13 protein-coding genes and 1 tRNA gene are annotated in these 15,230 nt (G+C 44.7%); 7 read left to right on the forward strand and 7 right to left on the reverse strand.

What is annotated here, in order from left to right:
- Window positions 1-164 precede the first annotated feature (164 nt).
- On the forward strand, window positions 165-1,565 hold the full coding sequence (locus tag R7R78_RS19460; RefSeq protein WP_005374168.1) for a tryptophanase: 1,401 nt from the start codon (window positions 165-167) through the stop codon (window positions 1,563-1,565).
- 78 nt (window positions 1,566-1,643) lie between these two features.
- Here the strand turns inward: R7R78_RS19460 and R7R78_RS19465 are convergent, their stop codons facing one another.
- From R7R78_RS19465 to R7R78_RS19475, 3 genes are all read right to left on the reverse strand, one after another.
- Window positions 1,644-2,255, reverse strand: coding sequence for a DUF2913 family protein (locus R7R78_RS19465; protein ID WP_137282865.1), 612 nt, complete (start codon window positions 2,253-2,255; stop codon window positions 1,644-1,646).
- Window positions 2,256-2,287: 32 nt separating this feature from the next.
- Window positions 2,288-2,371: transfer RNA gene (locus R7R78_RS19470), tRNA-Leu, on the reverse strand.
- Entirely contained in the window at window positions 2,336-2,518 is a 183-nt protein-coding gene (locus tag R7R78_RS19475) for a hypothetical protein (RefSeq protein WP_021035910.1), read from the reverse strand. Before R7R78_RS19475 ends, R7R78_RS19470 begins: the two co-directional genes overlap by 36 nt.
- A gap of 412 nt (window positions 2,519-2,930) precedes the next feature.
- Here R7R78_RS19475 and R7R78_RS19480 point away from each other — a divergent pair, with 412 nt between their 5' ends.
- The gene (locus R7R78_RS19480; RefSeq protein ID WP_017635515.1) at window positions 2,931-4,139 is read left to right on the forward strand and encodes a NupC/NupG family nucleoside CNT transporter; all 1,209 of its coding nucleotides are present in this window, start codon (window positions 2,931-2,933) and stop codon (window positions 4,137-4,139) included.
- Window positions 4,140-4,193: 54 nt separating this feature from the next.
- Here the strand turns inward: R7R78_RS19480 and R7R78_RS19485 are convergent, their stop codons facing one another.
- Both R7R78_RS19485 and R7R78_RS19490 read right to left on the reverse strand, forming a co-directional pair.
- Window positions 4,194-5,282, reverse strand: a complete 1,089-nt coding sequence (locus R7R78_RS19485; protein ID WP_225474144.1) for a DUF3541 domain-containing protein — start codon at window positions 5,280-5,282, stop codon at window positions 4,194-4,196.
- Window positions 5,283-5,351: 69 nt separating this feature from the next.
- Entirely contained in the window at window positions 5,352-5,957 is a 606-nt protein-coding gene (locus tag R7R78_RS19490) for an alpha-ketoglutarate-dependent dioxygenase AlkB family protein (protein ID WP_225474155.1), read from the reverse strand.
- 132 nt (window positions 5,958-6,089) lie between these two features.
- Between R7R78_RS19490 and R7R78_RS19495 the strand changes: the two genes are divergently transcribed.
- Entirely contained in the window at window positions 6,090-7,445 is a 1,356-nt protein-coding gene (locus R7R78_RS19495; RefSeq protein ID WP_021035911.1) for a diguanylate cyclase, read from the forward strand.
- A gap of 387 nt (window positions 7,446-7,832) precedes the next feature.
- Here the strand turns inward: R7R78_RS19495 and R7R78_RS19500 are convergent, their stop codons facing one another.
- Window positions 7,833-9,389, reverse strand: a complete 1,557-nt coding sequence (locus tag R7R78_RS19500; RefSeq protein WP_080773721.1) for a DUF3612 domain-containing protein — start codon at window positions 9,387-9,389, stop codon at window positions 7,833-7,835.
- Between the two features lie 174 nt (window positions 9,390-9,563).
- On the opposite strand from R7R78_RS19500, the gene R7R78_RS19505 reads away from it, so the two are divergent.
- Complete coding sequence (locus R7R78_RS19505; RefSeq protein WP_225474145.1) at window positions 9,564-10,142, forward strand: hypothetical protein; 579 nt, start codon at window positions 9,564-9,566, stop codon at window positions 10,140-10,142.
- Window positions 10,143-10,232: 90 nt separating this feature from the next.
- Here R7R78_RS19505 and R7R78_RS19510 read toward each other — a convergent pair whose 3' ends face one another.
- Window positions 10,233-11,246: a GGDEF domain-containing protein gene (locus tag R7R78_RS19510; RefSeq protein ID WP_225474146.1), complete on the reverse strand. Its 1,014-nt coding sequence runs from the start codon at window positions 11,244-11,246 to the stop codon at window positions 10,233-10,235.
- A 349-nt stretch (window positions 11,247-11,595) separates the two neighbouring features.
- On the opposite strand from R7R78_RS19510, the gene R7R78_RS19515 reads away from it, so the two are divergent.
- Genes R7R78_RS19515 through R7R78_RS19525 form a run of 3 tightly spaced genes read left to right on the forward strand, consistent with a single transcriptional unit; the run spans window position 11,596 to window position 15,199 of the window.
- Window positions 11,596-12,948, forward strand: coding sequence for a DASH family cryptochrome (locus tag R7R78_RS19515; protein WP_206958693.1), 1,353 nt, complete (start codon window positions 11,596-11,598; stop codon window positions 12,946-12,948).
- Window positions 12,948-14,492 carry a cryptochrome/photolyase family protein gene (locus tag R7R78_RS19520; RefSeq protein ID WP_225474147.1) on the forward strand — a complete coding sequence of 515 codons (1,545 nt, stop codon included), beginning with the start codon at window positions 12,948-12,950 and terminating at the stop codon, window positions 14,490-14,492. The genes R7R78_RS19515 and R7R78_RS19520 overlap by 1 nt, the downstream gene beginning before the upstream one ends.
- Window positions 14,492-15,199: an SDR family oxidoreductase gene (locus tag R7R78_RS19525; RefSeq protein WP_225474156.1), complete on the forward strand. Its 708-nt coding sequence runs from the start codon at window positions 14,492-14,494 to the stop codon at window positions 15,197-15,199. Before R7R78_RS19520 ends, R7R78_RS19525 begins: the two co-directional genes overlap by 1 nt.
- The last annotated feature ends 31 nt before the right edge of the window (window positions 15,200-15,230 follow it).

Raw genomic sequence — 15,230 nt, forward strand, 5'->3', positions numbered from 1 at the left:
TTGGTGCTGTCGTTCTGGTATAACCTAGACTACTGCTTGTCTCTTCTTAGTAAAATCTCTTCTCGTTGATTTCCTCAATGCAATCGCATTGAAAAGCATTCTATCTATTTGTTTTTTAGTCTTACGTGAAACTGCGTAGGGCAATGCGTATAAGGAAATTAACAATGAAACGTATTCCAGAACCTTTCCGTATCAAAATGGTTGAGCCAATCAAAATGACGACTTTGGCAGACCGTGAAGTCGCGTTAAAAGAAGCGGGCTATAATCCATTTCTTCTTCGTAGTGATGATGTTTATATCGATTTGCTGACTGACTCAGGCACTGGTGCCATGAGTGATAATCAGTGGGCTGGCATCATGATGGGGGATGAATCCTATGCGGGGAGTCGAAATTACTACAACCTGTGTGATGCAGTGGAGTACTTCTTCGGTTATAAGCTCACCGTGCCTGCACACCAAGGGCGTGGTGCCGAGCAAATTTTGTTCCCCGCTTTGATTGAGCGTATGCGTCAGGTGCGTGGTGGCGAAACGCCAGTATTTATCTCGAACTACCATTTTGATACCACAGCGGGTCACATTGAACTCAATGGCGGTAAAGCGATTAACGTGGTAACGGAAGAAGCATTCGACACCACTACGCCTTATGATTGGAAGGGCAATTTTGATATCGATAAGCTGGTGGCAACAATTGAAGCGCACGGTTCGCATAACATCTGTGCAATTATCACCACGATTACTTGTAATAGCTCCGGTGGTCAGCCTGTGTCGATGGAAAACATGCGCAGTGTGTACGAGATTGCAACCAAGTACGATATTCCAGTGGTGATTGACTCGGCTCGTTACTGTGAGAACGCTTACTTTATCAAGCAGCGTGAAGCGGGTTACGAGAATAAATCGATTCTGGAAATCATCCGTGAGATGTACCAGTACGGTGATATGCTCACCATGTCAGCTAAGAAAGACCCGATGGTAAACATTGGTGGCATGTGTTGTATTCGTGATCATAAGGAGTTGTTCCAGGCGGTGCAGACGCGCTGCGTACCCATGGAAGGATTTGTGACATACGGCGGCATGGCTGGGCGTGATATGGAAGCGCTCGCTCGCGGTTTGTATGAAGCCGCGGATGAGGATTTTCTTCACTATAGAATTAGCCAAGTTCAATACTTAGGTGAGCGCTTACGTGAAGGCGGTATTCCGATTCAATACCCAACGGGTGGTCATGCGGTGTTTGTGGATGCCGCTAAGATTTTGCCACATATTCCAGCGGATCAGTTTCCTGCGCAGGTATTGTGTAATGCTTTGTACTTGGAAGCGGGTATTCGAGCAGTAGAGATAGGATCGTTGCTGCTTGGTCGAGATCCGGAAACGGGTAAACAAAAAGCGTCAGAGCTTGAGTTGATGCGTTTGACCATTCCACGTCGTGTCTACACAAACGATCATATGGATTACATTGCGGATGCGATTATCGAACTGAAAAATCGTGCATATGAGTTAAAAGGGCTCACTTTCGTGTACGAGCCACCAGTGCTGCGCCACTTTACTGCTCGATTTAAAGAGATCGATTAACTCAAGTTTAAATCTAGATAAGCAAAAGGCCGCGAGTTTCGCAGCCTTTTTCGATTCGTTTATTTCTTAGCGTTACAGTTACGCTAACTCTAATGTGATGCGAACGAACTGGTCGTCTTGATACTGCACTTCATAATTGAAGGTACCACTGGCGTAAATGCTGCCAAGGAAAAGTGAACGTTGACTCATTGGTCCGCGGAACAGCATCGAAATAGGAGCGATTAGGGCGTTATTATCATCGAAGTGCTGATTTAAGTTCTCAGAAAGCACACACAGCAAACAGCCGTGTTGGTCGTGAGATAAGTCGACGTCTTCCGGTCGAGATAATAACACGGTAGTCCCCAGTTTCTTCTCAATCTCGTTGATCAGCAGCAAGTAGCTATCTAGATCGGGTTGAGGGTTGCTGGATTTGTCTGCACCGACGCAGCGCTCGAGTAATGCTTCCAGATTTCCGTTCTCACCTTTTGCCTGCTGAGTCAAAGATTTTAACGGCTTTTTAATCAGCTTATAGCGATTACTCTTCAGTTTTGGTTTCAGCCATTTCTGAAGTAAGTCATTACGTTCTTTAAGGGAGAGGCCATGCGAGGATGCGTGAATTTTAAAGTGCAGGTGTAATAAAGCGTGAACCGCAAGCTCACTCAGAAGTTGATTAGCATCTGTAGACTGTCTTGCCTGCTTAGAACTTTGCATTACACTCGAACAAAATTAGGGAAGAAGGATAATGGTGCCGAGAGAGGGACTCGAACCCTCACACCAAAGGCACTAGCACCTCATGCTAGCGTGTCTACCAATTTCACCATCTCGGCATCATGATGCTCTGAATACTCAGAGGCCTCGAAAGAAGCAACGCGAATTATAACCAAAATCCACCTGTTGGCGAGAGCAAAATGACGAATTTTGGCTCTTTCGAGTTTGATTGCATATTTATTGGTCACTTTTATGTTTTTTACCATCAACGCCTATCCTTATTTCCTTACTTTTATTAATGGTATGACGATAAAAGAGTGCTTTTGCCTAAATTTTGAACGCTTGAACGTTTGCGTAAATAAATGTGATGAATATCTCTTTTTGTTGGCTATACTTGCGTCCCGTTTAAGCGGGAATTAGGGTTTAGTTGTTCAGGACCCTTACCCATACAAGCCGTCACATGGAGCAGGCCAAGCAACATGCTCGCCAGCAGTGAATGACCCCACGGACCGGACCAGCTACGTTCAATTGCTTGTATAAGGTAAAAATAAGATGTCGAACTATTCGTTCTGTCTACATTCTGGATCTAAAAGTGAGTTATCACTCACTGCGTTGTCCCTTTCTTCTGCCAATTCCTTTGGCTCTTTTTTCTTTTTCAACGTTTAGTAGGTCCAGCTCATGAGTGTTCTATTTAGTCTATTTGGTATTGTTGCACTGCTAGGTTGTGCTTTCCTACTTTCTGAGGGTCGTTCTTCCATCAATTGGAAAACTGTATCTCGCGCCTTGATGCTACAAATGGGGTTTGCTGCTTTGGTGCTCTATTTCCCGTTGGGTCAAGCGGCGCTGGCGAGTTTAAGTAATGGTGTCGCGGGGCTACTCAGCTTTGCTGATGAGGGGATTAAATTCCTCTTTGGTGACCTCGCTTCTTCTGGCTTTATCTTCGCTATCCGTGTCCTTCCTATCATCATCTTCTTCAGTGCTCTTATCTCCGCCCTTTACTATTTGGGCATTATGCAAAAAGTGATTCAATTTATTGGCGGCGCTATCCAGAAGTTCTTGGGTACGAGTAAAGCAGAGTCTTTGGTTGCAACAGGGAACATCTTCTTATCTCAAGGCGAGTCACCACTTCTTATTCGTCCATTTCTTTCTAACATGACTCGCTCTGAACTGTTTGCTGTGATGGCTGGTGGTATGGCTTCAGTGGCGGGCAGTGTGCTTGGTGGTTATGCTGGTTTAGGGGTCGACCTCAAATACTTGATCGCGGCAAGCTTTATGGCAGCACCAGGTAGTTTGATGATGGCAAAAATCATCGTTCCTGAGCGTCAAACGCCAAGCGATTACAACAATATTGAGCTAGATAAATCAGAAGAAAGCAACGTAATTGATGCGCTAGCAAGCGGTGCCATGGGCGGTATGAAAGTTGCCGTTGCTGTTGGTACCATGCTTATCGCTTTCGTGAGTGTTATCGCGATGGTGAACACGGGGCTAGAAAACTTGGGTGAGATACTTGGTTTCTCTGGCGTAACGCTACAAGCGATTTTTGGTTATTTGTTTGCACCTCTAGCGTGGTTGATTGGTGTGCCAAGCCACGAAATTCTAGCTGCGGGTTCATACATTGGTCAGAAAGTGGTGATGAATGAGTTTGTTGCGTTTATCGATTTTGTGCAGCACAAAGCGACACTGTCTGAGCATACTCAAATTATTATCACTTTTGCGTTGTGTGGTTTTGCGAACATTGGCTCAATTGCGATTCAGTTGGGCTCTATCGGCGTGATGGCACCTGAGCGCCGCAAAGATGTTGCAAGTCTAGGCCTAAAAGCGGTTGCTGCTGGTACACTCGCTAACCTGATGAGTGCTTGCTTAGCGGGCATTTTTATCTCTCTCTAATTTAGATTGAAGATCCACACTCAAAACCCGCCTAAATGGCGGGTTTTGTTATTTCTAAGGCTTGGGCATTAAGCCGTAAGGTATCGATTTAAAAGCCTCTGGGTGCTCTTGATAAGTTGGCGCTTTATGTACCCCTTTCCAATCGAGCAGCATGATGGCTAGCACGTTACGGTGTTCGCCGTACTTGAGATCAAAGTTACCGTCGACCGACGGAATCATCCCTTTTTCTGCGTTGATTGCATGACGAATGGCTTGGCGGGTCTTCTTTACGACCGGATCATGGTCCAAGCCTGCTAACAAAAACGAAATGCCGACTTCCGCAATCACGTCTTCTTTGGCGCGCAGTAGGATAGTGTCGATGTTGTTGCGAAAGTAATCATAAATCCATTGGTGTTTCTTCTCGCTTACTCGCTCCTGATAATACTGTGAATCGGCAAAGATGATGTGCGTCATACCATAGAGTTTGTTCCAATACTGCTGAGCTGAAAGCATCTTATCGTTATCGTCGGGGTAGGTGTCACGGAAGGTTTGAGTGAATTCCTCGACCACATCTTGCTCTCCTAGCTGACGAAGCCAGTAGACTTGGTTTGCAAGCTGAGCTGCCCATGCCTCTATCATCTCTTTGTCCGTAACGTAACGCGAGAAATCGTAGCGCCTAATAATTTTTCTCAGCGTTTTGTCTTGTTTATGTTGTAGGCCGTATTCGTTTGCTCTTGCCATTGCGCCAAGCAAATCCACACCAAGATAAAGGTACTCAGGATGGTGTTTAGTCACGGTATAGCGTCGCTGCCCTCGTTCGGTTTCTTTTTCTTGATACGTGGTCAGCCTTTGAGATGAATAGAGAATGATGTCTTCTGGTTCAACAACTTCATTAGCAAATTGGTTTAACCGGCTGGCTACTTGTGCCATGTCGGTCCAAATGGCAGCGTGATATTTCTCATCTAATGTTTGGCGGTACATGCGTAAGCCAAAATGGCCCTCTTTAAACGCCGGGAAAGTGAACAGTTCCTGTTCGTAGGTACTACGAATCAACTGCGCTGATTGAGTATTATCGAGAAGCGGTACGTCTTCCTGTGATGCCTGAGCAGCAAAGGTAAGTGAGCAAGAGAGTAAGACCGCTAAGCTAAGAGGTTTAATACGCATAAATCCATTCCCTATGAAGTCCTGAACCTAAACCTACCATCAATATTAATTGAGAATGTAAAAGCTGAGTCAATAGTTGAAAATTTGCCTAAAAGTCAGGTTGATACGTTCATCTTTGGTTTTCGCGGTTTTTGGTACGCAGTGCTTCCAGTGATGCTGAAGCTCGCCAGCCATAATCAGTAAGGAGCCATGAGAAAGCTCGTATTCAATCTCAGTTTTACAATGTAAATTTCTAAGCAAAAATCGACGTGTTTCACCTAAGTTCAAAGATGCGATAACAGGGTTTCTCCCTAACTCTGGTTCATTATCTTGGTGCCAGCCCATTGAGTCTTGGCCGTGTCGATATAAGTTAGCGAGAACAGAATTAAAAGTGACATCAGCAACTGATTCACAACGCACTTTGAGCTGAGTTAACTCAGGAGTCCAAGGGTGAGGCTGCATGGTTAAGCCTGAGTAAGTATATGCTGCATCACCGTGCCACGCTTGTAAGCGAGGTTGAAGTACTGACTTGCCGAACATAGTAATGTGTTCTTGGTACCATGGCAGTGTCTTTCGAAGTTGGTCAAAGTAATTATCCGCCTCAAGATGGTTAAGAAATTGAGGATCATAATAAAGTTTTCCTCTTTCTACTTCTTGCCATAGATCGCCGCCAAATAAATCGCCTTGTTGATGCATCATCTCACACCTAAAACATAAAAGTTGTCAATCACTGTTACCTTTCTGATTATGATTGGTTATTCTTGTGATAATAAGAATTTTAACAATAAATAAAAAATCTCGTAGTTGTATACGAGTTGTGGGGAGAAAATGCGTTATTTACCCAGAAAACGATGCTATTTTGCATTGTTCTTCCTCACCTTTTTCGCTTTGTGTATTGGGGTTATTGAGCTGTTAAATCGAAACCAGCAAGAGCTTCACAAAGAGCGAGTTCAAGTTGAGGCCAAAGAACAACTTTCCATTCTCCGTTCCAATTTGGAAGCGGTACTTATGGCGGATATCTACAAAGCCAGTACTTTAGCGACACTCATTACGTTACTTCCTAAAAATCAAGAAGAAGAATTGAGTATCGCCGCTCACCGAATCCTAAATAAAAGTAAACATATTACAATCATCGGTATCGCGAAAAATGATGTAATTAGTCATGTATTTCCACGCCAAGGTAATGAGCGCCTAATCGGCCTTGATTACCGCGCAGTGCCACAGCAGTGGGTACAGGTGCAAAAAGCCAAGGATGTACAAGAAATTTTCATCGCAGGGCCCGTTACATTGATCCAAGGTGGCCGAGGTTTGATCGTGCGTGTGCCTGTTTTTCTTGATCCTCCAATGAATCAGGACTACTGGGGAGTGATCAGTGCGGTGATTGATTTCGATGCTCTGATGAGAGAAACCGGCGTAATTGATTTCTCGTATCGTTACCCTTTAATGATCCGTGGTTACGATAGCGGTGGCTCATTTGGTGATGCTTTCTTTGGCGCGCAAAGTGTAAATAGCATGGTATATGCAAAAGAGATGGTTCATTTTCCTTATGGTGGGTGGAGTATGGTGGTTTTCTCTGGAGGCAAAGCTGATCGCCAAATCTCTTGGCATCAGTTGCATTTAGCTAGAGTAATCGGCTATCCCATTATATTCGCACTTAGCCTCGCGCTGTTCGCCATTTATCGACTGTATACCATTGCAGATGACAGAGCTTTACACGATGAACTCACGAATTTACCAAACCGTCGCTATTTTATGAAGTTTTACAAGCAGCAGTTCGAAATAGCGAAACGTTATAAAAAGCGTTATAGCTTCGCCTTAATTAATATTGACCTAGACAGGTTTAAACACATTAACGATACCTATGGTCACGACGCAGGTGACAAAGTTTTAATCGCTACGGCTGAAAGGGTAAAAAGCTCTCTGCGTAAATCAGACATCGTGGCCAGAATGGGCGGTGATGAGTTTTTAGTTGTAGTCCATCACCCTGGAACGGAAGAAAATGTTCAGTCCCTTCTACAAAAACTTCGATTAGCGCTATGCTCGACGCCCGTCATTTACGATGAAACACTTATCTATTTGAAAGCCAGTATTGGGTACGCGATATTTGACCCGAAAATGTCATCTCCTGAGCAAATGATGAAAATAGCCGATGAGAGAATGTATCAACAAAAGCATGGCGGATGAGCCTGAACCCAGTTTCAATAAGGGGTTAGAAGAATGGTAAAGTTGGGAGCCCGAAATCTCATCATCATTGAGGTGCAAGAATATGTGACTTCATATGTTCACAGACACTTTGCTGAGAGAGTCGTTATTAGCAGTGCATTCAGTGGCATATTTGCATAATGTTGCATTTTGCAAATGCAGTTTGCGAAATTAATGGTTAATAAAGCAACGATATGCATCTGGATCTACTAAAAAACGGCTTTTTTAAAGTTGGCACGCATCGTGCATTACTTAGAGTGACCCTTATTAAGCCGAGGGTCACCTAGCCAACTGACGTTGTTAGTGAATACAAATTGTTCACAAGTATATACCGCCAATCACGTTTATTGTGATTGGCGTTTTTTCTTTCTAAAGCCCGATGATATTCACGTCGCTGCCCGTCTCATCAGCTTCTCCGCACTTGCTGTAACAACTAGGTTGTCTTGGACAAACCGCCCCTCTGGAGCAGATCAACCTTGCTTGGGTTTGAATCCCGCGCTCTATCCAGTTGATGTTTAATATCTTAGCGATAGTCGTTAAGTCTTTTTTGATGTGGGGAGGAATAACACTACTTCCGCCGGAAGCGACACAAAGGGACTTAAGTTCTTCCGCTATGGAAACGGCATCGCCACCTTGTGCAGAAATGGCAGGGTTAAGATCAATACCGGCACATAGCACGCGATTATTCCCCGCAGGATCAAATACGTTGACCGATTCGCAGCAGTAGATACGTGGCTCGTCGCCAACATTTAAAATCGAAATTTGCGCTGAACTGGTATCCAAAGGCTGGGAAAGGCGTCGGAATACCGCCCAGTGCTGGCAAGGGTCGTTCACTTTGCGCATGTTACCCCAAGGCAATGGAATACCATTTCCGCGATACACGGCTTTTAACTTGCCAGGGCCATAGGCATCAAAATAGTGCCAATGAGGGTAAGGCGAGACCACCGTCATGCGACGCATTGCAACAGAAGGAGAAACCCCCGCCTTTTTGTGAACATCAATCTCGTAACCAGAACGGTCAAGCAACTGACGAAAGGGTACTTTGGGGCAGAGTAGGGCACCGGCAAAGAAGCTGGACTCAAAATCACGCCAAGCTTGCAGGATATCTTGCGAATTGAGTTCAGAGTTAGACACAGGGCTGTCCATTTGCTCCCAATTGTTTTGATGCCCGATAGATAAAACGTTATTCATTGCATCGCTGCTATGGAGCACTCGATGGCCGATATATACCGCCAAGTCATACTTCAATCGGGTTGGATAGTCACGCATTCGTTTATTGAGATAAATAGTCCCAGGTGGCTCCATGAAAGACGTAATCAACTGTTTGGCGCTGACGCCCAGTTCATCAATCACATCTTGTGGCGCTCGATCTACCCAGCGGATATCCAATCCCATACTCTTTGCAATGTCTACGAGATCTTCTACAGATAGATTCAACCGCTTCAAGCCGACCTCTTCGGCGGCGCGCTCTAAATCAGGAAAATGGTTTTGATGGTTTTCTTGGTGTGCGCGGATCAGTAAGTGGGCGAATTGACGCCCCGTGATACCTGTTTGGGAGAGCATTTCTGGTATCGCGATTTGAAGAATATCATTGGAAAACAGGAAGCTCGGCTCCAACGCCATGCCACTAATCCCGCCACGATTTCCTTTGTTGGGTGTGATGGCTTCTAATTCGGGTTCATCATCTAAAAACCACGCCGGATCTTTTTGAAAAACTTCCGCGATCACTTCGAGCATATCGATACTCGGTACGCGTTTTCCGCGCTCAATCATCGAAAGGTAAGAAACCGAAGGAGCGTACTCTGGATTAATTCTTACACAACGGGCAGACAAATCTTCCATCGTTAAATGGTTGTTTTTTCTTAGGTTACGAATTTTCGTACCAAGAAAATGAGACTGACGAATAAGGCTTTTTGACACAGACATTTTGTAAAATTCACATTGTAAAATTTTTGTTGTGAAATTGTAGTCAATATTTCGCTAGTCTACATAATGAGCAGGCAAGGAAATTAACCATCCACTTCACAGAATTGCCTGAAACTTAAATAAAGGATTTAAGTTTTTACTCTAGGACGAGTTTTTAAGTGCGAGGATATGACGATGAATATGCTGAACTTCGATAAAAAAGAGATGCAACAACAACAACGCCCATTTATCGCTGAAGCCGTATTTGCCGTCGAAGCGGTAAGTGCTGAGCAGCAGAGTGAGAAACAAGTAAAAGCGAAGCAACTGCTTGACCGCATGTTCCCATTGGAGAACGGGTCGCACCAAGATGTATCAAGTTACGTGATTGATTACCGCCATGTTTTGGCTTATTTCAAAGACGGTACACACAGCGGCCTGAAAAGCCCAAAACACTTCGTGGCGTACACTGGTGAAAAGGAAGATCCAAAATCGATTTTGTTTAAAGATGATTCGGGCAATCATGTAGAAGTGCTGTTTGGCTGTCATAAAGGCACTGGTTGCGTGGAATTAGTGGACATTGATGATATTCAATTGGAAACTCGCACGACGTTTCATCCTGAACTAACTTGCAATGCACCAACCGCGATGCGCCATTGGATAAGTCTAATCAAAGGCGACAAAAAAGGTAAGCCGATGGCATGCAGTGAAGATAAAGAATATACCGCAAAAAATGGTGACGACTACATTCTAAGTTACTGTTACAGCGTCGATTAAGATACTCATGATTAGATACAAAAACCCCGCACTTTACAGCGCGGGGTTTTCTTTTTCATCATAAAAGTCGTTTTCTCTTAGCCAGTTTATTTAAATTGGCATCACGCGGTTACGACCGAGTTGTTTTGCTTCATAAAGCTGTTTATCGGCTTTATTGATTAAGGCTTCAGGCGTATCACCCGGCTCAAATTCTGCTACCCCAAAAGAAGCGGTAATGCTGTGAACTTGTGTGCCTGAGCGCTTATCTTTGATACGCAGTTTTTCTATCATCCGGCGTAGTGTGTCTGCATATTGGCGAGCAATTCGCAGAGATTTGTTAGGTACAATTAACGCGAATTCTTCACCACCAAAACGGTACGCACATATCCCATCTCGACAGCTTTGTTGTAGCCGGCGGGCAATGGCTTTTAATACTGTATCGCCAAAAAGGTGCCCGTAATTGTCGTTAAATGATTTGAAATGATCGATATCAAGCATGATTAAGGTCATTGCCTGATTTGATGCGATAAGTGAAGAGAGATCTTTGTCAAATGCTCGGCGGTTGTATAGGTTTGACAAACCATCGAACAACGCATCTTGCTGTACTTCAGCCAGTTGATTTTTGAGGCGAGAAATTTCTTCACTCGCGTTAGTCAATTGGCTATTCAAAAACTTTGTTGAGTGACGAATTTCGTGTGACTCTGCGACAAGTTGACGAATCACCACCATCACTTCTTCAATGCTTAGGCTATTGTCCTCAACTTTTTCCAGTTTATTAAAGCTTTTGTCTACCATCTCAGAAAAGGAGGAAGTATCTGAAATCGTATCGCTCATTGAACTGGATACTTCATGTAGCAGAACTTCTACATTGGTTCTAAGATCTTCAAGGCTGGTTTCTGCTTTGCTGGCCACATAGTTGTTGTAAAGCTGTTTATTGGTTGCTGGCGGGCAAATACCGTAGTTTTCTAACACCGTGTCTAACTCAAAGTTGAGTTCTGGAATGGTCTTGTCAACGTAGGTATACCAAAGCGCGTAGTTGGCTGGCGTGGCAGCAACATGGTTTTTGATCATCAGTGGGACCGCTTTTTTTAAATTAGCGGTTGATTTCTTAAACTCGTCGGTCATTTCTGCGATGGTACTAGCAAAATGGGATTGGGCTTAGATTAACGGATATTAACTAATGTCGCTTTAATTTTTATCACTTTTGCATGGTTTATATAGAAAATGAGTGATTAAGATCGTGATCAATACCGTTGGATTCAAATTTTATAAAATATCAGTATGAAACATGTACAGGCATTTGGTGGTATTGCGTGTTTTGAGATATCCAGCAAATGGATTCCGTGTGAACGTTAGTAACCTAATGATCGTCAAACTCTCGTTTTCGTATAAAAGCAAGTAAATCAAAAGGCTTAACGTCAGGGTCTCCGTGAAAAGAACTCGTAGACGAAGAATTAACATCTGAGGGTGCGAATTGAAAAAGAAAATAGGACTTTATTGGTTCACGAACGACTTGCGATTGCACGACAACCCACTGTTGAAAAGCGCCAGTGTAGAAATGGACGAGTTAATTTGCTTGTATTGCTACCCTTCAATGACGCCTTACTTGCATCACTTTGCGCAGGAAGCCTCTTTCGGGCGTGCGAAATTGCAGTTTCTCGACGCATCGCTTAGTGAACTCAATCAATCTTTGAATCATCTTGGTCAGCGATTATGGGCGGTTGAACTAACGCCCGATCAAGCAATCAAGTATGCTGTTAATCGCTTCGGCGTCACACATATATATGCTGACGCCTTTCCCGGTTCGGATGAGCAACAAGCGTTAGATCGCGCAGTTGAAGGCGCGTCTCATGTAAAAATAAAACAGCAAGCAATCCGGACCCTGTTAAGGGAAGAACAACTGCCATTTGACTTGAGCAATCTGCCTACGACTTTCACGCAGTTTAGAAAGCAAGTTGAAGGTTTAGACATCTCTCGGCCCCACGAGAGTATCCGTTCGTTACCTCCAATTCCTTTAGGTGTGAATCTTCCTTCCGTTACTGCATATTACTTTGACACAAAAGCTGCGTTTCATGGTGGAGAAAGCCGCGGGCTTGAACATTGTCGCCAGTATTTTGCTTCCACACTAGCCAGTGAATACAAACAAACACGCAACGGTTTAGATGGCATGGATTACTCTACCAAGTTCTCTCCTTGGTTAGCTAATGGGTGCCTTTCTCCGAGAACTGTTTATGCCATGTTGAAACGTTATGAAGCGGAGAATGGCGCAAATGATTCAACCTACTGGATTTACTTCGAACTGCTTTGGCGTGAATACTTTTATTGGTATGCCCGTCGATACAAGCGACAGCTCTTCCGATTCGGTGGCATCCAAAATCGAGCACCACTCACCAGCTTTTACGCGCACCGTTTCCAACAATGGAAGAAAGGTGAAACGCCATTTCCTATCGTCAATGCGTGTATGCACCAACTTAATGAAACCGGTTATATGTCGAATCGTGGCAGACAGTTAGTCGCCAGTTGTTTAGTGCATGAGCTTGGCCTCGATTGGCGTTATGGCGCGGCATACTTTGAGTCACAACTGGTTGATTACGATGTGGCATCGAACTGGGGAAACTGGCAATACTTAGCAGGCGTTGGTGCTGATCCGCGTGGTTCACGACAATTCAACCTCGAAAAGCAAACCGAAATGTACGATCCGCACATGGAGTTCATCGATAAGTGGCAAGGTCGTTGTGCTGGTGCACATTTGGATAGTGTAGACATGGTCGATTGGCCTATCGTAATGGGCAGCAGTGATAAAGCTTCGTCATCGGAGAAACCGTAATGCGATTTGAAACCGTACGATTGATCTTGGGCGATCAACTTAACAGTGAGCACTCTTGGTTTCAGCAACCGGATGAGCAAGTGCTTTACCTGATTGCAGAACTCAAGCAAGAGAATACTTACGTCACGCACCATATTCAGAAAGTGTGTGCGTTCTTTTCTGCAATGGAACAGTTTGCGAAAGAGCGTCAGAGCGAGGGTCACCAAGTTCTGCACCTCACATTGGATGACACACAAACCTTCGACGATCTTGAGCAAGTCTTGCAACACTACGTAAGCGAAGTTGGTGCAAGTAAGTTTGAATATCAACGCCCCGATGAATACCGTTTACTAGAACAGTTAGCCAAACTAAAGCTTGATGGGGTCGTGGCACGTTGTGTCGATTCGGAACACTTTTTGTTGCCGTTTGAAGAAATAGAATTGCAGTTTCCTCAAGGCAAACACATCATGATGGAGCACTTTTATCGCCGCATGCGCAAGCGCTTCGACATCTTGATGCAAGACGGAAAGCCTGTAGGCGGGAAATGGAATTACGATGCCAACAACCGTAACAAGCTCAAAGCCAAAGACATTGAACAACTGCCACAACCTTTGATGTTCAGTACCGACGTGCGTGGCATTGTTGAGCGGTTGGCAAAACATGACATCGAAACCATCGGAAATCTTGAAGGAGACTTGTTGTGGCCGAACAATCGCGCGCAGAGCTTGTCTTTACTCGCGCATTTCTGCCAAGTCTGTCTACCGCTGTTCGGTCGTTTTCAAGACGCCATGACAGGTCAGCACGATGCTAAGTGGAGCTTGTATCACAGCCGAATTTCATTCTCGCTGAACAGCAAAATGCTGCACCCGAGAGAAGTCATAGATGCATCACTCAAGGCATTTCATTCCAACGCGGACATCGACATTTCTCAAGTAGAGGGGTTTATTCGCCAAATCTTAGGATGGCGAGAGTATATCCGAGGCGTCTACTGGGCGAATATGCCTCATTACCCGAAAAAGAACGAGTTGGGCGCAGAAAGAAAGTTGCCAGACTTCTTTTGGAATGGCGAAACCAAAATGGCCTGTATGCGCAATGCGATTAGTCAGTCTCTCGATTATGCCTACGCACACCACATCCAACGTTTAATGGTGACTGGTAATTTTTGCTTGTTAACCGAGATCGACCCAGATCAAGTGGATGAGTGGTATCTCGGTATCTATGTGGATGCAATTGAGTGGGTAGAAATGCCGAACACTCGTGGTATGGCATTGTTTGCAGATGGCGGCATTGTTGGCACCAAACCTTACGCAGCGAGTGGCTCTTACATCAACAAGATGAGCGACTACTGCAAGGGCTGCCATTACGACAACAAATCGCGCAGTGGAGAAGGCTCTTGTCCGTTTAACAGTCTTTATTGGCGCTTTATGAACAAGCACGACAAGCGTCTCGCAACCAATCCACGAATCGGGATGATTTTCCGCTCTTGGGACAACATGGAAGAACAGCAGCGCCAAGCGATACTCGATACCGCAGAGCATTACATAGAAAACGTGGAGAACTTGTGATGGAAATTCTCATCATCGGTGGCAATGGTGGAATTGGTTTGGCGGTGGTACAAGAAGCCGCAGTTCGGTTCCCTCAAGCTCGCGTGCATGCCACTTATCGTAAGCAGCAACCAGATTGGCAACACCCAAATGTCTTTTGGCATCAAGTGGATGTATCGCAAGAAGGGGAGGTAAAAGCGTTCAGTGAGCAGATTGAACACGTCGATTGGTTGGTGAACTGCGTTGGTATGTTGCACACCCAAGAGAAAGGCCCTGAGAAGAACCTTAGCTCGCTCGACACTGACTTTTTTCAGCAAACCATCACGGTTAATACTTTGCCAAGTTTACTGTTGGCGAAATACTTCACGCCCAAGCTAAAACGCAGTACTGCACCTAAGTTTGCGACCATTTCGGCCAAAGTTGGCAGCATTAGCGATAATCAGTTAGGTGGTTGGTACAGCTATCGAGCATCAAAAGCCGCATTAAACATGTTCCTCAAAACCATGTCGATCGAATGGCAAAGAATGGTCAAACATGGCACGGTGCTTTCACTTCACCCTGGAACCACAGATACCGCTTTGTCGGCACCTTTTCAAACCAATGTCCCAGAGGGAAAGTTGTTCACGCCAGAGCGAGTTGCTAAGGATTTATTAGGCTTGATAGAAAAAGCAACCCCGCAAGATAGCGGGGCGTTTTGGGCTTATGATGGGACGTTATTACCTTGGTAAGAGAACGCGTACAAACGTTAATACAAATGAA

This window comes from Vibrio sp. 2134-1, from assembly GCF_033339495.1.